Origin of the sequence: Sphingobacterium cavernae (genome assembly GCF_008520265.1) — a bacterium.
Classification (GTDB): Bacteria; Bacteroidota; Bacteroidia; order Sphingobacteriales; family Sphingobacteriaceae; genus Sphingobacterium; species Sphingobacterium cavernae.
Genome location: NZ_VIQM01000116.1, coordinates 37,594 through 56,999, shown reverse-complemented (window position 1 = coordinate 56,999; position 19,406 = coordinate 37,594). Strand labels below are relative to the sequence as shown.

At 36.4% G+C, this 19,406-nt stretch carries 16 protein-coding genes; 11 read left to right on the top strand and 5 right to left on the bottom strand.

Annotation, left to right across the window (positions count from 1 at the left end):
• Nucleotides 1–140: 140 nt before the first annotated feature.
• Together FLS47_RS17875 and FLS47_RS17870 are read left to right on the top strand one after the other, a co-directional pair.
• On the top strand, nt 141–623 hold the full coding sequence (locus tag FLS47_RS17875; protein WP_149915684.1) for an Lrp/AsnC family transcriptional regulator: 483 nt from the start codon (nt 141–143) through the stop codon (nt 621–623).
• Nucleotides 623–1,723: an EamA family transporter gene (locus tag FLS47_RS17870; protein WP_149915683.1), complete on the top strand. Its 1,101-nt coding sequence runs from the start codon at nt 623–625 to the stop codon at nt 1,721–1,723. The genes FLS47_RS17875 and FLS47_RS17870 overlap by 1 nt, the downstream gene beginning before the upstream one ends.
• Before the next feature lie 220 nt (nt 1,724–1,943).
• On the opposite strand, the gene FLS47_RS17865 is transcribed toward FLS47_RS17870, so the two are convergent.
• Nucleotides 1,944–2,894 (bottom strand): fasciclin domain-containing protein, encoded by a 951-nt coding sequence (locus FLS47_RS17865; RefSeq protein WP_149915682.1) that lies wholly within the window; start codon nt 2,892–2,894, stop codon nt 1,944–1,946.
• A 419-nt stretch (nt 2,895–3,313) separates the two neighbouring features.
• On the opposite strand from FLS47_RS17865, the gene dnaE reads away from it, so the two are divergent.
• The gene (dnaE, locus tag FLS47_RS17860) at nt 3,314–7,732 is read left to right on the top strand and encodes a DNA polymerase III subunit alpha (protein WP_149915681.1); all 4,419 of its coding nucleotides are present in this window, start codon (nt 3,314–3,316) and stop codon (nt 7,730–7,732) included.
• A 92-nt stretch (nt 7,733–7,824) separates the two neighbouring features.
• Entirely contained in the window at nt 7,825–8,142 is a 318-nt protein-coding gene (gene trxA / locus FLS47_RS17855) for a thioredoxin (RefSeq protein WP_149915680.1), read from the top strand.
• A gap of 61 nt (nt 8,143–8,203) precedes the next feature.
• Here trxA and bshB1 read toward each other — a convergent pair whose 3' ends face one another.
• Genes bshB1 through FLS47_RS17840 form a run of 3 tightly spaced genes read right to left on the bottom strand, consistent with a single transcriptional unit; the run spans nt 8,204 to nt 10,127 of the window.
• Nucleotides 8,204–8,923, bottom strand: a complete 720-nt coding sequence (gene bshB1 / locus FLS47_RS17850) for a bacillithiol biosynthesis deacetylase BshB1 (RefSeq protein ID WP_149915679.1) — start codon at nt 8,921–8,923, stop codon at nt 8,204–8,206.
• A gap of 40 nt (nt 8,924–8,963) precedes the next feature.
• Nucleotides 8,964–9,461 carry a glutathione peroxidase gene (locus FLS47_RS17845; protein WP_149915678.1) on the bottom strand — a complete coding sequence of 166 codons (498 nt, stop codon included), beginning with the start codon at nt 9,459–9,461 and terminating at the stop codon, nt 8,964–8,966.
• Nucleotides 9,462–9,470: 9 nt separating this feature from the next.
• Nucleotides 9,471–10,127, bottom strand: coding sequence for a DUF4294 domain-containing protein (locus FLS47_RS17840; RefSeq protein WP_223225417.1), 657 nt, complete (start codon nt 10,125–10,127; stop codon nt 9,471–9,473).
• A gap of 142 nt (nt 10,128–10,269) precedes the next feature.
• Here FLS47_RS17840 and FLS47_RS17835 point away from each other — a divergent pair, with 142 nt between their 5' ends.
• The 7 genes from FLS47_RS17835 (at nt 10,270) to coaA (ending at nt 18,493) form a co-directional block, all read left to right on the top strand.
• Nucleotides 10,270–12,477, top strand: coding sequence for a RelA/SpoT family protein (locus FLS47_RS17835; RefSeq protein ID WP_149915677.1), 2,208 nt, complete (start codon nt 10,270–10,272; stop codon nt 12,475–12,477).
• A gap of 78 nt (nt 12,478–12,555) precedes the next feature.
• A complete protein-coding gene (locus FLS47_RS17830; protein ID WP_149915676.1) occupies nt 12,556–13,044 on the top strand; it encodes a Fur family transcriptional regulator in 489 nt (162 codons plus the stop codon).
• Between the two features lie 126 nt (nt 13,045–13,170).
• The gene (locus tag FLS47_RS17825; protein ID WP_149915675.1) at nt 13,171–14,445 is read left to right on the top strand and encodes an adenylosuccinate synthase; all 1,275 of its coding nucleotides are present in this window, start codon (nt 13,171–13,173) and stop codon (nt 14,443–14,445) included.
• A 3-nt stretch (nt 14,446–14,448) separates the two neighbouring features.
• Nucleotides 14,449–15,723 (top strand): anthranilate synthase component I family protein, encoded by a 1,275-nt coding sequence (locus FLS47_RS17820; protein ID WP_149915674.1) that lies wholly within the window; start codon nt 14,449–14,451, stop codon nt 15,721–15,723.
• A 125-nt stretch (nt 15,724–15,848) separates the two neighbouring features.
• Nucleotides 15,849–17,081 carry a nucleoside recognition domain-containing protein gene (locus FLS47_RS17815; RefSeq protein WP_149915673.1) on the top strand — a complete coding sequence of 411 codons (1,233 nt, stop codon included), beginning with the start codon at nt 15,849–15,851 and terminating at the stop codon, nt 17,079–17,081.
• Between the two features lie 19 nt (nt 17,082–17,100).
• Entirely contained in the window at nt 17,101–17,466 is a 366-nt protein-coding gene (locus FLS47_RS17810) for a methylglyoxal synthase (RefSeq protein WP_149915672.1), read from the top strand.
• A 70-nt stretch (nt 17,467–17,536) separates the two neighbouring features.
• The gene (gene coaA / locus FLS47_RS17805; RefSeq protein ID WP_149915671.1) at nt 17,537–18,493 is read left to right on the top strand and encodes a type I pantothenate kinase; all 957 of its coding nucleotides are present in this window, start codon (nt 17,537–17,539) and stop codon (nt 18,491–18,493) included.
• On the opposite strand, the gene FLS47_RS17800 is transcribed toward coaA, so the two are convergent.
• Nucleotides 18,480–19,343: a mechanosensitive ion channel family protein gene (locus tag FLS47_RS17800; RefSeq protein WP_149915670.1), complete on the bottom strand. Its 864-nt coding sequence runs from the start codon at nt 19,341–19,343 to the stop codon at nt 18,480–18,482. The two genes, coaA and FLS47_RS17800, sit on opposite strands and share 14 nt — an antisense overlap.
• Nucleotides 19,344–19,406: the final 63 nt, after the last annotated feature.

The window sequence follows — 19,406 nt, the reverse complement described above, 5'->3', positions numbered from 1 at the left end:
ATAACGCACAAAAGCGCAAATCCGGCCATACAACTACTTATTAAACAACAATAAAAACACTTTACCTGCCGCTGAATTATATTCTTTATTTTAAATTATAATTTGAATTATATTCTGATATTTAGTAAATTTGCAGAATTATGGGAAAATTAGAAATTTCACTCGACAACATTGATTACCAAATATTGCGCATTATGCAAAACAATGCCCGTACAAATAATGCGGATATTGCGCGCGAATTGGGCATGGCGCCTTCAGCTATTTTGGAGCGTGTTAAAAAATTAGAACAAAAAGAAGTTATTCTACAGTATAATGCAAAGATCAACCCATCTGCATTAGATCAAAATTTACTTTCTTTCATCTTTATCAAAACTTCGGATATCATTGGCGAGCAAGGTGTCGCTTACACCTTAGCCGAAATTCCAGAAGTACAAGAAGTACACGATATCGCAGGTGATGATGGTTACCTAATCAAAGTCCGCACAAATGACGCTGCTGGCTTAGTGGATTTAATGCGTAATACGTTGGGAAAAATCGAAGGTATCATATCCACACGCACCACGATTGTATTAGAAACCGTAAAAGAAGAACAAAAATTAGTTATTCCAAATCCAAACGCATAATGGAAGAAAAAAAAGCATCCTTAGCCAAAATTATAGCAGCCTACGCGATTGTATATATCGTATGGGGTTCTACTTTTTTCTTTATTGAGGAAGCTTTACGCTCTTTTCCACCATTTGTCTTGGGATCTATACGATTTATAATAGCTGGTACATTATTGATGGGCTATTGCAAATTGCGAGGCTATACGATTTTCAACAGAGCTGACATCAAGCAAGCCGTTTTTATTGGATTCTTATTGCTTTTTGTGGATATGGCAGCTATTATCTGGTCAGAGCAATATATATCTAGTGGCATTGTATCTATCCTATCCGCCGCTACTGCGATATGGTTTATTGTTTTGGACAAGCCAAAATGGAAAGAAAATTTCTCTAGTATACCCACATTATTGGGGCTGGCTTTCGGTTTCGCAGGGGTAGTTATGCTTTTTGCGGAACAACTAATGACAGACACCATTCCTGCCGAAGAACGATCTCAGAATATCACAGCCATGGTTGTATTAGTTCTTGGCACAATTGGTTGGACGATTGGATCTTTGTATTCTAAATACAATCAAAAACCAAGATCTGCTGACCAAAAGAAAGAACCAACACTAAATGTTATGGTCAAAACAGCTTGGCAAATGGTGACGGCAGGTATTGCGTTTACACTAGTGGCATCCATAAAAGGCGAATACAGCACATTTGATTATACACAAGTACATTCTGCTGATTGGGGCGCTATGATTTATCTCGTGTTGATGGGATCAATTTTGGCATTTAGCTCCTATATTTGGTTATTACAAGTAAGACCAGCAACAGAAGTTAGTACTTATGCTTATGTCAATCCAATAGTAGCACTAGCCTTAGTTTACTTTTTCTCGGATCATCAAGTCACCATCCTTCAAATCGCAGGTTTAGGCATTGTGCTGGTATCTGTATTACTGATGAACTGGAACTTGTACAAAGATAATCGAACATTTAGGGCAATTCGCTACCGCAAAAAACTCAAAAAATTACGGCATATGGCGCCAAAGAGCAGTATTCCGCGAATTATAGAGGTCGCAGACTTTCAACGAAAAGAGAAAGAAAAAGCACAGAAAAAAGAAAAAAGCATTTCATAAGAAATGCTTTTTTTTATTGAAATGCTTTTCATTGAACTCTCCAGCATTTATAAAACTGAACTAAATATTGCGGCATAAATCTCTGTTGTAGATATATAATTATGTCCCAATAACTTTTGAATATATAATTTTATGCTTCCATCAATAGATTAAAAAATAACAAGGCGAACAAATAATTGTTCGCCTTGAAGCACTATTATAAATTATGAAAAACTACTTGTTAAGGTAGTAACACCTGATCTATTAAATGAACAACACCATTACTTGCCATAATATTTACCGATGTAATTGTTGATGCAGTCGTATTTGCCTTACCTTTAATTGTGGCAGTCGTTCCCAATGCTACAGATAATGTACCACCATTGACAGTAGTCAGACTTTGTCCATTCGTAAGATCAGAGGAGAAAGCACGCGCAGACAGAACATGATATGTCAAAATACTAGCTAAAGTATTAGGATCAGCAGCCTCAATAGCTGCTATCGTAGGAAATCCAGCATTAATGAACGCTTGATTTGTTGGAGCAAATACAGTAAATGGTCCAGCTGATGTTAAAACTTGTGCGACATTTGTTGTTCCTTGACTTGCCCTCAATACAGCTGCAACTAAATAGCTAAGGTTAGCGTTTGCCTGCGCGACTTCTACTAAGTTCCCTGCAGCTGGCATCAACACACGTTCTAGAGAATGTATAACCCCATTGCTCGCCATAATATCAGCTTGTTTAACTTTCCAGCCATTTACAAATACACCATTACTATTTTTTGTGACGTATACGTCGTCACCATTGGCAGTTTCCACTGCGATATTCGATCCTGTTTGAATACTGGCAGAATTAACTTTCGAGCTCAATGTATGATACAATAAAATTTCTTTAAGCTGATCTGATGATAATTCCTGAATAACACTTGAGGTAACCCCAGAAGCGTTAAAAGCTTCATTATCTGGAGCAAATACTGTAAATGGCCCATTTCCATTCAGAACTGATGATAAATTAGCTTTTATGACAGCTGATTCTAATGTAGAGAAATTAGCAGACCCAACCACTACATCAACAATTGAACTATTCTCCTCAACAATAATATCATCATCCGTACATGAAACTAAAAATGAAGATAATCCAACCATAGATACTGCTAAAAAGCGTTTTGAAAAATTTAATAAATTGAGTTCCATATTAAATGTGTTTTATAAAAGTAAATTAGTATAATATTATACAATTATAAATGATTTTAGTTTATAAAAATACCAATAAATTGTCAAAAAATTGTAATATGGTATATTATTATACTAAAAAAGGTATTTATACAAATTTTTCAATGAAATTATTATAAACTATATCTTACATATTGTTTTAAGTAAGAAGCATTAATTTTGTTATGAAAAGTTTGAAAGAAAATAATACTATTACTACAATTCCTTTGTTGCAAATCAAATCATATAAATAGATAAATTTTAAATTTAGTCCTTTATAAAACTCTGTTAATTTTTACTATATTGAATTACAAAACATAACAAATACCTATTGAAATTAATCTATAAAAAGCAGTTAATTTGAGTAATTTTGTTTGTTCAAGCGAGGAAGAGTAAGAGATATGTACATAATTTTTGATACCGAGACGACAGGTTTACCAAAACGTTGGGATGCACCTATAACAGATACAGACAATTGGCCTAGATGTATTCAGATAGCTTGGCAATTGCATGATGAAATGGGTAATCTAATCGAGCATCAAGATTATTTGATCAAACCCGATGGATTTAATATACCATTTGATTCGGAGAAAATTCATGGTATTTCGACAGAATTAGCTACAGAACAAGGCGTACCTTTACCAGAAGTATTGCTAAAATTCAACGAAGCATTAGCCAAAGCTAAATTTGTAGTGGGGCAAAACATCGGCTTCGATTTGAACATCATGGGCTGTGAATTTTATCGCTATGCTGTGGATTCACCGATGACCCAGATGCCGGTTCTTGACACCTGTACAGAAGTTACTGCTGAATTATTAAAGTTACCAGGAGGACGTGGTGGCCGATTTAAATTACCGAACTTAACAGAACTTCACTCCTATTTGTTTGGTGTTCCATTTGCTGAAGCACACAATGCAACAGCCGATGTGGAGGCGACTACACGTTGTTTTTTCGAATTAGTACGTCGTGAAGTCTTTACTACCGAAGAACTGCAAGTTGACACAGGCTATTTTGTAGATTTTAAACAACATAATCCTTCTTTTATTCCTACAGTTGGACTAAAACATGTAAATCTCAAAGCAGCTTCAGATGCTATCCGTAGCCGAGAGAAATCTTCTACTGTTATTGAAGTTGATTCTCAGACTTTAGAAGCATTACAAGAAGCAGCATTTGCACATTTGCACAACCATTCACAATTTTCTGTATTACAATCAACCATTTCTATTGGTGATCTAGTTTCTGCAGCAGCAAAATATAATATGCCAGCTGTAGCGTTGACTGATCATGGAAATATGATGGGGGCATTTCATTTTGTAAGTAAAGTACTAGGTCACAATAAAGAGGTAGAGGCTAAAAATCAAGAAGCAATTGATGCGGGTGAAGAACCGACGGCCAAAACAATAAAGCCAATCGTCGGTTGTGAATTTTTTATTTGTGAAGACCGTAAAGATAAAACTCGTAAGGACAATGGTTATCAAGTTGTGTTCTTAGCAAAGAATAAAGCTGGATATCATAACTTAGCCAAAATGGCTTCCATCGCATACACGGACGGATTTTATTACGTCCCACGTATTGACAAAGCAGTTGTGGAACAGTATAAGGAAAATTTGATTGTACTTTCCGGAAATTTGCAAGGTGAAGTACCAAATAAGGTGTTAAATATTGGCGAGAATCAAGCCGAAGAAGCTCTTCTTTGGTGGAAGAAACAATTTGGCGATGATTTTTATATGGAGATCATGCGTCACGGTCAAGAAGATGAGAACCGTGTGAATGATACGCTTATTTCACTTGCTAAAAAACATGATGTCAAGTTAATCGCTACCAATAATACTTATTACGTTAATAAAGCTGATGCACATGCACATGACATTTTGTTGTGTGTAAAAGACGGTGAAAAGCTCACCACACCAGTAGGTCGTGGTAGAGGATTTCGCTTTGGTTTACCAAACCAAGAATATTATTTCAAATCTTCGGATGAAATGAAAAAGGCATTTGCAGATTTACCTGATGCCATACTCAATATTCAAGAAGTAATTGATAAAGTGGAAATTTATTCACTTTACCGCGATGTACTTCTACCGAAGTTCGAAATTCCAGATGAATTCATACACGCTGAAGATGATGTTGATGGTGGAAAAAGAGGTGAAAATGCTTTCCTTCGCCATCTAACTTACGAGGGTGCAAAAAGAAGATACAAAGAATTAACTGAAGAAATTACAGAACGTTTGGACTTTGAGTTAGAAACAATCGAACGTACTGGATATCCCGGTTATTTCTTAATTGTACAAGATTTCATCGCAGAAGCTCGAAGAATGGGCGTGTCTGTAGGTCCAGGACGTGGCTCAGCGGCTGGTTCAGCTGTAGCGTACTGTTTGGGTATTACAAACTTAGACCCTATCATGTACGATTTACTTTTTGAGCGTTTCTTAAATCCAGACCGTGTATCTATGCCCGATATTGATATTGACTTTGACGATGAAGGTCGTGGTCGTGTGATGCAATATGTAATTGATAAATACGGTGCATCTCAAGTTGCACAGATCATTACGTATGGTACAATGGCTGCCAAATCATCAATTAAAGATACTGGACGTGTACTAGATTTACCTTTGGCTGATACCAATGAAATCGCCAAGCTTATTCCAAATTTAAAGCTTAACAAAATCTTCAATATGGATGAGAAAGCGCTGAAAGAGGTGCTTCGTACGGAAGAGCTTGAAGCTGTAAATAAGCTGAAGTCGATAGCAGATGGTGCTGGTTTGGAAGCAGAAATCATCAAGCAAGCGCGTGTATTAGAAGGGTCGATGCGAAATACAGGCATACACGCCTGTGGTGTAATTATTACACCAGATGATATTACAAACTTTGTTCCTGTTTCATTAGCGAAAGATTCGGATTTATACGTTACGCAATTTGACAACTCAGTCGTTGAAAGTGCGGGATTACTAAAAATGGACTTTTTGGGGTTAAAAACATTAACCCTTATCAAGGATACTGTAGCAAACGTTCGTTTGAGACATGGTATAGAATTAGATCCTGACAACTTTCCTATCGACGACGAATTGACTTACGAGCTTTTCCAGCGCGGTGAAACTATTGGTGTCTTCCAATATGAATCACCGGGTATGCAGAAATACATGAAGGAGCTTAAGCCTACTGTATTTGCCGATTTGATCGCGATGAACGCCTTGTATCGTCCAGGCCCGATGGAGTACATACCTTCGTTTATTAAACGTAAACATGGAATTGAGCCTATTACCTATGATTTGGATGCTTGCGAAGAGTACTTAAAAGAAACTTACGGTATTACGGTTTACCAAGAGCAGGTAATGCTTTTGTCCCAAAAATTGGCTGGCTTCTCCAAAGGTGATGCTGACGTCCTACGTAAAGCAATGGGTAAAAAGCAAAAAGCGGTTTTGGATAAAATGAAGCCTAAATTCGTAAATCAAGCAGCTGAAAAAGGGCATAGTCCAAAAGTCTTGGAAAAAATTTGGACTGACTGGGAAGCTTTTGCGAGTTACGCCTTCAACAAATCACACTCTACGTGTTATGCTTGGGTTGCCTATCAAACGGCGTATTTGAAAGCACATTATCCTGCGGAATATATGGCTGCTGTACTTTCGAATAACATGAACGATATCAAGCAAGTGACCTTCTTCATGGAAGAGTGTAAGCGAATGGGGCTAACAGTATTAGGACCAGATGTTAATGAGTCACACTATAAGTTTACAGTAAACGAAATTGGTGCAATTCGATTTGGTATAGGCGCGGTCAAAGGTGTAGGTGCTGGCGCGGTCGACACAATAGTGCAGACACGCAGTGAAGGTCCCTATAAGTCCATATTTGACTTTGCTAAACGTATTGATTTGCGTGCAGCAAATAAAAAAGCTTTTGAATCATTGGCCTATGCCGGTGGATTCGATGGCTTTACTGACACGCATCGTGCACAATATTTCTTCAAAGACGGAGACAACACAACTGGAATTGAAAAAGCGGTAAAGTTTGCGCAACGTTTCAAAGAAAATGAAAGTTCAGCACAAGCGTCATTATTTGGAGGTGGCGCAGCAACAGCATTGCCAGAACCGGTTTTAGCACCTTGCCAACCGTGGGGATTGATTGAAAAATTAAAATACGAAAAAGATGTGATTGGTATTTACCTTACCTCTCACCCACTCGATAATTATAAATTCGAAATAAATCATTTCTGTCAAAATAGAGTTTCAGAATTGCAATTGATAAATAAAGTCAAAGCTTCTGAAGTCGATGAAGAGGTATTATTGGAATTTAACAAGATCAAAAATAAAGAAATCGTAATTGGTGGAATCATTGCAAATGCAGCACATCGCGTCTCAAAAGCTGGAAAACCTTTTGGGTCATTTATTATCGAAGACTATTCAGATTCTTATGATATCGCTGTTTTTGGTGAAGATTACGTGAAGTTCAAAAGTTATTTGGAAGATGGCTATTTCGTTCAAATTCGTGGCTTAGTTCAAGAGCGTTTCCGACAAGTTGGCAACTGGGGTTTTGAGCTAAAAAGCATTCAACTTTTGTCTGAATTGCGAGACAAGTTCGCAAAAGATTTCACTATTCAAATCGCTTTACATCAACTTAATGATGAAATGATTCACAAGATTCACGACCTTGTCGAATCAACTGTGCCCGAAGGTGAAGTTGCCACGTGTTCATTGAAATTTATGGTGGTTGATGTCAAAGAAAATATCATGGTAGAAATGCCTGCAAAATCTAAAAAAATTAAAATCACCAACGAATTACTTGAAACCATTGAAGAAATGGAAGGCGTTAAATATAAATTAAATTGATAGGGTATAGATTTTATTACAATTGCATTACGGTTTATATTCCCTTCAAATAGCTATATTTGTTACTGAATAAATTTAAATAGAGTATTATTATGGCATTAGAAATTACAGATAGCAACTTCGAAGAGCTTGTATTAAAAGCAGATAAACCAGTGTTGATCGATTTTTGGGCAGAATGGTGTGGTCCATGTCGTATGGTTGGTCCTGTGGTTGACGAAATTGCTAACGAATACGAAGGTAAAGCAGTTGTAGGTAAAGTAAATGTGGACAACAACCCAGATATTTCAGTTCGTTTTGGTATCAGAAATATCCCTGCTTTATTGTTCTTCAAAAACGGTGAAATCGTTGACAAACAAATTGGCGCAGTGCCTAAATCTGTTTTAACTGAGAAATTAGACAAACAATTGTAATCAATATAGTTTGATACAAATACAAAGGGATTCCATCTGGAATCCCTTTGTTATTTGTATACTATTTCAATTCAAAAATATCGGAAACTCCCAATATCTTTCGAGCTGTATAACCCTCTGCAAAAGGAACTTGTATATTTCTACCAAACTCGCGACCTCTACCCCTTGTTGATTCCATAAAATCTGGTGATGAAATATACGTTTGGGGTTCATCATCTTCTCCTGATGAGTTAAACTGAGTTTTATAAGCTAAAATTGATTTTTCTTTTATATCCCAATATTTGGTCACATCCAAGACAATATCTGGCTGAATGTATTTGTCTTGAATCAATTGCAATTGCAATCTTGGTCGAAAAGCTTCTTGTTTTATACCATCCAATTCTGTTTCAATTCTCCGAAGACCAGCCAAAAACAAAGCATCATTCACCAATTTACTAGCGCGTCCATGATCTGGATGACGATCGTCAAATGCGTTTGTAATCACAATCTCGGGCTGATATTTACGTATTGCTTTAATAATAACTAATTGTGATTCTTCATTATTTTGGAAAAATCCATCGCGAAGCTCAAGATTTTCGCGTACTGCAACACCTAAAATGCGAGCTGCTTCGGCCGCTTCTTCAGCGCGAGTCTTAGCAGTACCTCGTGTTCCTAACTCACCACGTGTCAGATCAATTATACCAACCTTTTTACCTTCAGCAACATATTTTGCAATGGTACCACCTGCGCCTAATTCAGCATCATCAGGATGCACAGTCATTACCACTAAGTCTAATTTCATAGTCCTAATTTTTTTTCAAATATACAGAATAATGAAAGACTTACTTTTCTAAAAGAGATTCGATTTGTCTGTTTATTGTAGAAGATGTTGGACTGGTAAATGGATAATAGAAGTCCACGACTTTACCTTCCTTGTCCACCAGATATTTGTGAAAGTTCCATAAGGGAACACTGTCCACTACACCATTCTTTGATTTATGCGACAGAAATTTATACAGAGGATCCACGAAATCTCCCTTCACATGTATTCGCTTAAATACAGGAAAAGTAGCCCCTTCCTGAATGCGACAATAGGTCTCTAAATTTAAGCCTGTACGTGGTTCTTGATTTGCAAAATCATTGGATGGAAAGGCTAGAATTTCAAATCCTCGATCCTTATATTGGTGATAAAGTTTCTCTAAAGTTTTGAATTGTTTTCGGAAATAACAGCCACTTGCCGTGTTGACAATCAACAATACTTTTCCTCTATAATCCGATAACGACTTATAATTACCAGAAAATTCTAGAACTTTAAAATCATATATCGTATTTGTACTCATAGTTGACTATTATTGAAATGGTTTATTAATAGGTCTTATGACCTCGTATTCACGTATTATATTCTCGATTTCAAACTCTTCCTGTGCGTTATAGACACTTTTTAGATTATGACCAAAAAGACGAGCCATACCTTGATACACGGAAGCAGTAATACTTCCTTTCATATCTTTGAGTAATTCATAACTTGTATTACCCGTTTGACGCTCTATGAGTTTGATTAATATTTTCCCTTGAGAGACAGACAATTCTTTTACTTCGTTATTAATTTTCTCTTTAATCTCACGTTCACAAGCTTTGATTAGAGCGCGTTCTTCCTTCTTCGAATTGGCTAACGCAAGTTCTCTGTCCAATTGCTCATAGCGTTTCTGCGCATAGATGGCATATGGTAATACACGTAAAACATTACGTTTAAGACGCAAGTAACGTTCCTTATCTGCTACACTTTTCCATTTCCGTTCTGCATAGACAAACACCGTCTCAATAGGAAACCATGGTAACACTTCTCCTGTTTCGAGTTTTGTAGTTCCGTAATATGCTAATGTTTCGCCTGTTCCCTCACCATAATGAGGCACAGTCAATGGAGTCATAGCTGTTTGCGCATTGCATGCAACATGCAACGACAACATCAAAAATAAACTCAAACCTATCTTTTGTAGACTAAACATTAACATTTTCAATTTTATCTCAAACAATAAAAGAATTAATCTTTATATTTAGACATGAATAAGAGTCTTTTTATATAACTTATTCATTATGTTATAAAAATAACTTTTTTGAGGGAGATTTCGAAATTTTTAAGAGGTTCTTATGGAAGAATATGTGATTGATATTGAAGCGGAAAACAAGGAAATAAGAAAACGATACAGAGCATTACTAAGAGCTTGTAAACCAACACTACAAAAGGGCGACAAACAGGAAATAAGAAAAGCTTTTGATTTAGCATTAGAAAGTCACAAAGATATGCGTCGCAAATCTGGCGAACCGTATATCTATCATCCTATAGCTGTTGCCCAAATAGCGGCTGAAGAAATTGGACTAGGGACGACTTCTATTGTATGTTCTTTGTTACATGATGTAGTCGAAGATACCTCAATTACTCTCGAAGAAATAGAAGCACAATTTGGGAAAAAGGTCGCAAAGATTATTGATGGACTCACGAAGATATCTGGCGTTTTTGACCCGAATAGTTCTATTCAGGCTGAGAATTTTCGTAAAATGCTATTGACATTAGCAGATGATGTGCGCGTAATCTTAATCAAACTAGCAGATCGTTTGCACAATATGCGTACTATGGAATTCATGGCACGCCATAAGCAATTGAAAATAGCTTCTGAAACAAGTTACCTATACGCTCCTCTCGCGCACCGTCTTGGGTTGTATGCGATTAAATCTGAATTAGAAGATTTGTCGATGAAATATACAGATCCAGATACGTACAAGTTTATCGCTAAAAAACTCAACGAAAAGAAAGCGGAACGCGAAAAGTTTGTAGCGGATTTTATAGCTCCTATCAAAGAATTTTTGCTCGAACAAAATATAAATGCCACAGTTTTTGGTAGGCCAAAATCAATTCATTCTATTTGGAATAAGATGCGTAAGAAATCAATTCCATTTGAAGAAGTGTATGATTTGTTTGCCATTCGTGTCATAATCGACACTGAATACGAGAAGGAAAAAACTGAATGCTGGAAAGTATATTCTATTATTACGGATCTGTATCGTCCAAATCCAGATCGTTTGCGCGACTGGGTCTCTACACCAAAAGGTAACGGGTATGAATCCTTGCACACAACGGTAATGGGACCTCGCGGCCAATGGGTGGAAGTGCAAATCCGTACTAAACGTATGAACGAAATCGCAGAAAAAGGTTTCGCAGCGCATTGGAAATATAAAGAATCTTCTTCTGATAATGGTTTAGATCAATGGATTCAAAAAGTACGAGACGTACTAAGTAATCCAGAACAGAATGCACTAGATTTCTTGGATGACTTCAAAATGAATTTATTCTCGGATGAAATATTTATTTTCACGCCAAAGGGTACTTTAATTCAGCTTCCAAACAGTGCGACAGCTCTAGATTTTGCTTTCGAAATCCATAGTGATATTGGTGCAACCTGTATTGGCGCCAAAGTAAATCACAAGTTAGTGCCACTCAGTCACCCTTTACAAAATGGCGATCAAGTAGAAATTATCACTTCGAGTAAGCAAACACCGAAAGAAGATTGGCTAAATTTTGTTGTCACAGCCAAAGCGAAGTCTAAAATTAAATCTTCTTTGAAAGAAGACAAGAGACGTGTGGCTGAAGATGGGAAAGAAATTTTAGAGCGAAAAATGAAATCGCTTAAGTTGACGTATAATACGGATAATATCAACAAAATTGCTAATTTCTTTAAGTACCCAAGCTCACAAGACCTTTTCTACAACGTTGCGAAAGGTATAATTGATATTAAAAACTTAAGGGAATACGTTGTCAGCGAAAAAACACACGAACTAACATCAAATCATTTTAATTCGCACATATCTGGACTTGTTGAAAAAATTGACAAAAAGAATGCAGATACAATTTTAATCGGTGACGATTTACAAAAGCTAGATTATACCTTAGCTGCATGTTGCAACCCTATACCAGGAGATGATATATTTGGATTTTTGACAGTCAATGAAGGTATAAAAATACACCGTACCTCCTGCCCTAATGCATCAAAATTGATGGCAAATTATGGCTATCGTATATTGAAGGCTAAATGGGTATCATCACTTGTTGAACACTCGTTTATTACAGGTATACGCATTATTGGTATTGATGATGTAGGATTAGTGAATAAATTAACCAATGTCATATCACAGGAATTCAATGTAAACATTCGTTCCTTAAGCATCACGAGTAACGATGGTATTTTTGAAGGTAATATTATGGTGAACATTAATAATATTGAACAATTGGAAAGCTTAATAAACCGACTAAAATTGGTTTCTGGAATAACAAGCGTGACGCGTTATGAATCGGAGAATTAATCATTTAATTCTCACAATTCGCAAACATTCCGTTATTAATATTTTATTTGGTAAATTTGCTTAGGAGCAAGAAACACTATGAATCAGGGAGAAAACTACGAAACCGTAAAAAAAATATTTGAGGCTTACTTAGAGAACAAAAACCTAAGAAAGACGCCTGAGCGTTATGCCATCCTAGAAGAAATCTATTCACGTACGGATCATTTTGATGTGGAGTCTCTATACATCCACATGAAAAACAAAAAGTACCGTGTGAGTCGTGCTACAGTATACAATACCTTAGAATTATTAGTTTCTTGTGATTTGGTAACTAAACACCAATTTGGAAGAAATATGGCTCAATTTGAAAAATCATATGGTTATAAACAACATGACCACGTGATATGTATTGAGTGTAATAAAGTGGTTGAATTTTGTGACCCTCGCATTCACCAAATTCAAAGTATGATTGGTGATTTATTAAAATTCGATATTAAACACCACTCTTTAAATCTTTATGGCATCTGTGCTACTTGTCAAGCAATGAAGGGTTCGGAGAAAAGAGAAGAGCTGCACGAAGTAATTTAAATTTAATTCTCTATACTTTACTAATAATAGTAAATTTGTTCGGAAAATGGATTAACCTATTTCCGAACATTATTTTTTTAATAGAATTTGTACAAAATTTCAATCATAATCACAAAATAATACGCTATGCAAGTTGATGTGCTATTGGGCTTACAATGGGGCGACGAAGGTAAAGGTAAAATTGTGGATGTATTGTGTCCACAGTATGATTTGATCGCTCGTTTCCAAGGGGGTCCTAATGCCGGACACACCTTAGAGTTTGACAACAAAAAATTTGTTTTAAACACTATTCCTTCAGGTATCTTTAATAAAACGACTTTAAATTTAATTGGTAACGGTGTAGTTATCGACCCTATTATTTTAAAAAGAGAATTAGACAATCTTAAAGCTGCGGGTTTCGATCCTGTAGGTGACGGAAAATTGGTGTTAGCGCGTAAAGCGCACTTGATTCTTCCTACACACCAATTGTTAGATGCTGCTTCAGAATCTAAAATGGGTGCTGGAAAAATTGGTTCTACTCTAAAAGGTATCGGTCCTACTTATATGGACAAAACAGGACGTAATGGTCTACGTGTGGGTGACACAACATTACCTGACTTCCAAGAACGTTATGAGAAATTGAAAGCTAAACACTTAGAAATCCTTTCACACCACGGTGAAATCGCAGATTTCCAAGAGCGTGAAGATGCTTTCCTAGCAGCTATCGAATTTATCAAATCTATTCCACATGTGGATTCAGAGCACTTGGTAAACCAATATTTAAAAGATGGCAAAAAAGTATTAGCTGAAGGCGCACAAGGTACATTATTAGATATCGACTTCGGTTCTTATCCATTTGTGACTTCTTCGAATACAACTACAGCTGGTGCTTGTACAGGTCTTGGTATTGCTCCAAACAAAATTGGTGAAGTATTGGGTATCTTCAAAGCATACTGTACTCGTGTAGGTGGCGGTCCTTTCCCTACAGAATTGGACAACGAAGTGGGTGAGCAATTACGTCAATTAGGTCATGAATTCGGTGCTACTACTGGGCGTGCGCGTCGTACTGGTTGGATTGATATTCCTGCATTGAAATATGCTATTATGTTAAATGGTGTGACGGAATTGGTGATGATGAAAGCAGACGTATTGGATACATTCGAAAAAATCTATGCTTGTACACACTACAAATATGATGGACAAGTAATCGATTACATGCCATACGATATTAATTCTATCAAACCTGAGCCAATTTTGGAAGAGATCGAAGGTTGGAATCAAGATTTGACTGGCATTCGTACGAAAGAAGAAATCCCTGCTGCATTAGCAAATTACATCGCATATTTAGAGAAAGCATTAGAAGTGCCAATCAAATATTTGTCTGTAGGTCCGGATCGTACACAAACAATTGTATTGAAATAAGACATGGCAAAAGCCATTTTTGAAGTACATATTGCGGATTTTGAGTCTAAAGCGTTGGCTTGGGCACAACAGTTTGAACAAATATGTTATCTTCAATCAAATGGCTATCAAGATGAGTTTTCTTCTATTGAGGCTATTCTAGCTGTAGAAGCTACATATACTTTCGAAAGTGATACACATACTTTCGAAGAACTTGAAAAATTTAAAACCAAACATCCTAAGCAATGGATGTTTGGTTTTTTTGGTTACGATTTGAAGAATCAAATTGAAGATTTAAAAACTTCATTTCCAAATCCACTCCAATTTCCAGACTGCTATTTCTTTATTCCGAAAACCCTACTCAAGTTTTCTAAAGGTTCAGTAGAAATAGACGCTGATTCTCCAGAAATAATCTTCAATGCGATTTTGGATTTTAGAAGTGATACAGAGACTCGTGTACCATCTTCAAAAATTAACATTCAACATCGCCTATCCAAAGAAGCATACTTTGAGGCTTTCGAACATATGATTTCGCATATTCGTCGAGGAGATATTTACGAAGTGAATCTGTGCCAAGAATTTTTTTCAGAGAATGCCGTAATCAATCCATTTGATGTTTATCAGAAATTAAACACGATTTCTCCTACTCCATTTTCCACTTACTTTAAGCTCAACGATAAGTTTATTTTATCTGCTTCACCTGAACGCTTTTTGGCAAAAAGAGAAAACACTTTGATTTCTCAACCCATAAAAGGAACAGCACCTCGCGGAAAATCCGTCGAAGAAGATCAACAAAATATCGAACAACTACGCAATAATCCCAAAGAAATTGCAGAAAATGTGATGATTGTAGACTTGGTTCGCAATGATATGACAAGATCCGCTCTTCCTGGAACTGTAGCTGCTGAAAGAAAACTAGAAGTCCATAGTTTCAAGCAAGTACATCAACTCATATCAACTATTACTTGCACTATAGGTAATGAGATAAATGATGTCCTAGCAATCAAAAATATATTTCCCCCAGGATCTATGACGGGCGCACCAAAGATCTCCGCAATGAAATTATGCGACCGATACGAAAACTCTCGTCGTGGTGTATATTCAGGCACTGTTGGTTATTTTTCGCCTTTAGGTGATTTTGACTTTAACGTTATTATTCGGACTATTTTATACAATCAAAGCCAGCAATATCTATCCTTTCATACTGGAGGTGCCATCACAATTGATGCCGAAGCAGAAAATGAATACAACGAATGTTTGCTAAAAGCTTCAGCTATTATTCAAACATTACAATCCTAATTATAATCTTTCTTACCAGCATCATTGTTATTTCAATGCTAATTTTAGTATATTCATCAAAAACTATTTATGTCAATTGTGAGAATGCTTGATAACTCTTACATTTACGATGAAATACATATTTTATGGCCTTAAATTACGTCTGGATTGCCTTTTTTATTATTGCTTTTATAGTAGCCTTAATTAAACTTATATTTTTTGGTGATACAGAAATCTTCTCAAACCTTTTAAACGGATTATTTGATAGTGCTAAAACTGGAGCTGAACTTTCCATTGGCTTAGTTGGTATCATGACCTTTTGGCTTGGCGTCATGAAAGTCGGTGAAAAAGCCGGAATGATTTCAGTTTTCGCCAAAGGCGTTTATCCATTTTTCGGAAAATTATTTCCTGGAATTCCGAAAGGTCACCCTGCTAATGGGTCCATTATTATGAACTTTTCAGCAAACATGCTGGGACTTGATAATGCGGCGACACCAGTAGGTTTGAAAGCCATGAAAGAATTGCAGGAATTAAACCCAGATAAAGAAACAGCGACCAATTCTCAAATCATGTTTTTGGTGCTGAATACTGCTGGAATTACGCTGATTCCGACATCTGTAATTGCTTTGCGTATGGCAGCAGGTGCGGAGAATCCAGCAGATATATTTATTCCCGCACTGATAGGTACATTTATTTCTTTCTTGTCTGGTATGCTAGCAGTGGCTGCTTTTCAAAAAATCAATTTATTTAAACTCCCAATACTCGTTTTCCTAAGTATCTTCATAGGGTTGATGTGTGTATTGTACTTTGGCTTGAAAGACCTCCCTCCTGACCAGATGCAAAAAGTAACGGGATTGATTGGAGGCTTACTAATCTTTTCTATTATTATTTTGTTTATAGCCTATGGCGCAGCAAAGAAAATAAATGTATATGATGCATTTATTGACGGAGCAAAAGAAGGTTTTTCTACTGCTGTGATGATTATTCCGTTCTTAATAGCTATTCTGGTCGCTATATCGGCATTTCGTACGACTGGCTGTATGGATTACATCGTAAACGGAATTGGTTCATTAGTTGCTGCTCTAGGATTAGATACACAATTTGTACCTGCTCTTCCCGTTGGATTAATGAAGACATTGAGTGGCGGCGGTGCAAGAGGTTTGATGGTTGATGTCATGCAAACGTATGGTGTTGATTCTTTTCAAGGCAGATTGGCAAGTATCATTCAGGGCTCTTCAGAAACAACATTTTATGTCTTAGCGGTATATTTTGGATCAGTAGGAATCAAGAACACCAGACACGCATTGGTATGTGGATTAATCGCGGATTTGGTCGGTTTGATTGCGGCCATCGTACTTGCTTATTTATTTTTTGGATAAAACCTAAATCAATTATAATATGAAAACGATAGCAATAATAGCGCACGATGGAAAAAAAGCGGAAATGGTCGGTTTTGTCAAAGATCATATCGAATTTTTGAGAAAAGCACATATCGTAGCTACAGGAACTACAGGTTCGTTGATTCTTCAAACAGGATTAGACGTAGAACTTAAATTAAGCGGTCCTAAAGGAGGTGATGCGCAAATTGCAGCAATGGCAGCTGAAGGTAAAATAGCTGGGATTATATTTTTTAGAGATCCACTTGGCAAACACCCACATGAACCTGATATTCAAATGTTAATGCGTATTTCGGACCTATACAATGTGCCATTAGCGACCAATCCAGCGACAGGCTCTTTGATTATTGAAGGCCTTTTGGACTAATTTATATACTAAAACTTGCCATAATATCTACCGCAAGGTCGTATATTTGCCGCAATAAATAAAAAGACTAATGTCATTCATTCAAGAAGAAAAAATATTGAGTAGTCCGTATCAAGAATTTGATAGAGAAGAGTGGAAAGGGCTGAATGGACACTTCAATCATAGCTTGAATTCAAATGATCTTAGTCAAATGCATGCGGTGAATGAGCCGTTGAATACGGAAGAAATTGAAGAAATATATTTCCCGTTGGCTCATTTGATCGAAATTCACATCAAAAATTACGATGAAATACGCAATGCAAGTAATGCTTTTTATCAGCGCAACCAGCAAAAGTTACCATTTATAATCGGAATCGCAGGTTCTGTTGCAGTCGGTAAGAGTACAACAGCGAGAGTTTTACAAAAAGTACTTTCCTTTCTTCCGAGCAAACCCAAAGTATCTTTAGTCACAACTGATGGTTTTCTGTACCCCAATAAAATATTATCAGAACGCGGGATTTTAAATCGCAAAGGTTTCCCGGAAAGTTACGACACCAAGAAACTATTAAATTTTCTTACTGCTGTAAAATCTGGTATTACAACTCATATTGTTCCAGTGTATTCCCATCTGGAATACGATATTTTGCCTGACGATACTTTACTTATTCAAAATCCGGACATTTTAATCGTGGAAGGTATAAACGTTTTACAAGTAAATTCACAAAAAGGGCAAAGTAACAAAGTCTTCGTTTCTGACTTCTTTGATTTTTCTATCTATGTGGATGCCAAAGAAGAAGATATTATCGAATGGTATATCAGTCGTTTTGAGTCTCTACGCGCTACTGCATTTCAGGATCCTTCCTCGTATTTTCATAAATACGCGAACTTGACATTAGAAGAAAGTAAACAAATGGCCTTTCAGATTTGGACTGAAATTAACAAGCCAAATCTTCATAACAACATTTTGCCTACCAAATATAGAGCAGATTTAATTCTTCAGAAAGGCTCTCACCACTTCGTGGAAAGTGTGAAAGTTAGGATGATTTAGTTCGAGAATGTTCGAATATCAATATTTCTCGTAAGATTTCGTTTTCAATAACGCGGTGCAATTTATTGCTCGCACTTACTGCATACAATTCTATTTTATAACGAACAAAGTCCTTCCCTATTTCGACTACGTGCAAAGATGGAGGATTTTCTTCATCAAGATTCGGGTGGTTTAATAAGGTCTTTTGAATTTCCTTTTCCAACGTTTCCACATCCGTAGCTACATATAATGGTAATTCAAACTTAACAGTGAAAAGATTAGATCTGTGTGCAGATAGATTCACCATCGAATTGGTAAAAACCATATTATTAGGTACCATCACGATATCATCCTCTTCATTCTGCAAAATAATATTAGCAAAAGTTACATCTACAATTCGACCTCTGTGTTCACCAACTTTAATCCTATCGCCAACGGATAATTGTTCAGAAAACATTATAAACAAACCACTTAACATGTTCGTGATATAATCTCTAAATAGCACAGCGATAGCCATGGCAACGATCGTCAAACTTGTTACGAATTCAACTGGATTTTTTCCAAAAGCGACCATAACGGCAATGACAAACAAAACAGCATTGATCATAGCTGTCAAGCGGTTAATTCCTAGCACAAAATTTCCTCTAACAGAGCGATTTGCATGGCGCGCATTATAGAGTGAAATAATTAAAAATCGAAGAATAGATAAAATGATACTGGGCACTAAAAACGAGTTTAAACCTGTGACCATTTGTGTTAGTATTTCTCTATCCTTTATTTCAGGAAACATAATGAATATCGTCAATGAAATAACGACAGCGATGATTTTTAATATAAATACATAAGGGATATTCATTCTTTTTTTCTCCATGATGCTCATATAGACATTTTCCAGCAAAATGCTAAACTACTAATTTTTTAACAATCCAAACTA

Bases quoted from the DNA above. Each gene is read 5' to 3' on its own strand.
- FLS47_RS17815 (WP_149915673.1), top strand. From the start codon at position 15,849: ATGGCCTTAAATTACGTCTGGATTGCCTTTTTTATTATTGCTTTTATA.
- FLS47_RS17820 (WP_149915674.1), top strand. From the start codon at position 14,449: ATGGCAAAAGCCATTTTTGAAGTACATATTGCGGATTTTGAGTCTAAA.
- FLS47_RS17825 (WP_149915675.1), top strand. From the start codon at position 13,171: ATGCAAGTTGATGTGCTATTGGGCTTACAATGGGGCGACGAAGGTAAA.
- FLS47_RS17845 (WP_149915678.1), bottom strand. From the start codon at position 9,461: ATGAGTACAAATACGATATATGATTTTAAAGTTCTAGAATTTTCTGGT.
- FLS47_RS17875 (WP_149915684.1), top strand. From the start codon at position 141: ATGGGAAAATTAGAAATTTCACTCGACAACATTGATTACCAAATATTG.
- coaA (WP_149915671.1), top strand. From the start codon at position 17,537: ATGTCATTCATTCAAGAAGAAAAAATATTGAGTAGTCCGTATCAAGAA.
- FLS47_RS17810 (WP_149915672.1), top strand. From the start codon at position 17,101: ATGAAAACGATAGCAATAATAGCGCACGATGGAAAAAAAGCGGAAATG.
- FLS47_RS17870 (WP_149915683.1), top strand. From the start codon at position 623: ATGGAAGAAAAAAAAGCATCCTTAGCCAAAATTATAGCAGCCTACGCG.
- FLS47_RS17840 (WP_223225417.1), bottom strand. From the start codon at position 10,127: ATGTTTAGTCTACAAAAGATAGGTTTGAGTTTATTTTTGATGTTGTCG.
- FLS47_RS17800 (WP_149915670.1), bottom strand. From the start codon at position 19,343: ATGGAGAAAAAAAGAATGAATATCCCTTATGTATTTATATTAAAAATC.
- bshB1 (WP_149915679.1), bottom strand. From the start codon at position 8,923: ATGAAATTAGACTTAGTGGTAATGACTGTGCATCCTGATGATGCTGAA.
- FLS47_RS17835 (WP_149915677.1), top strand. From the start codon at position 10,270: ATGGAAGAATATGTGATTGATATTGAAGCGGAAAACAAGGAAATAAGA.
- trxA (WP_149915680.1), top strand. From the start codon at position 7,825: ATGGCATTAGAAATTACAGATAGCAACTTCGAAGAGCTTGTATTAAAA.
- FLS47_RS17830 (WP_149915676.1), top strand. From the start codon at position 12,556: ATGAATCAGGGAGAAAACTACGAAACCGTAAAAAAAATATTTGAGGCT.
- dnaE (WP_149915681.1), top strand. From the start codon at position 3,314: ATGTACATAATTTTTGATACCGAGACGACAGGTTTACCAAAACGTTGG.
- FLS47_RS17865 (WP_149915682.1), bottom strand. From the start codon at position 2,894: ATGGAACTCAATTTATTAAATTTTTCAAAACGCTTTTTAGCAGTATCT.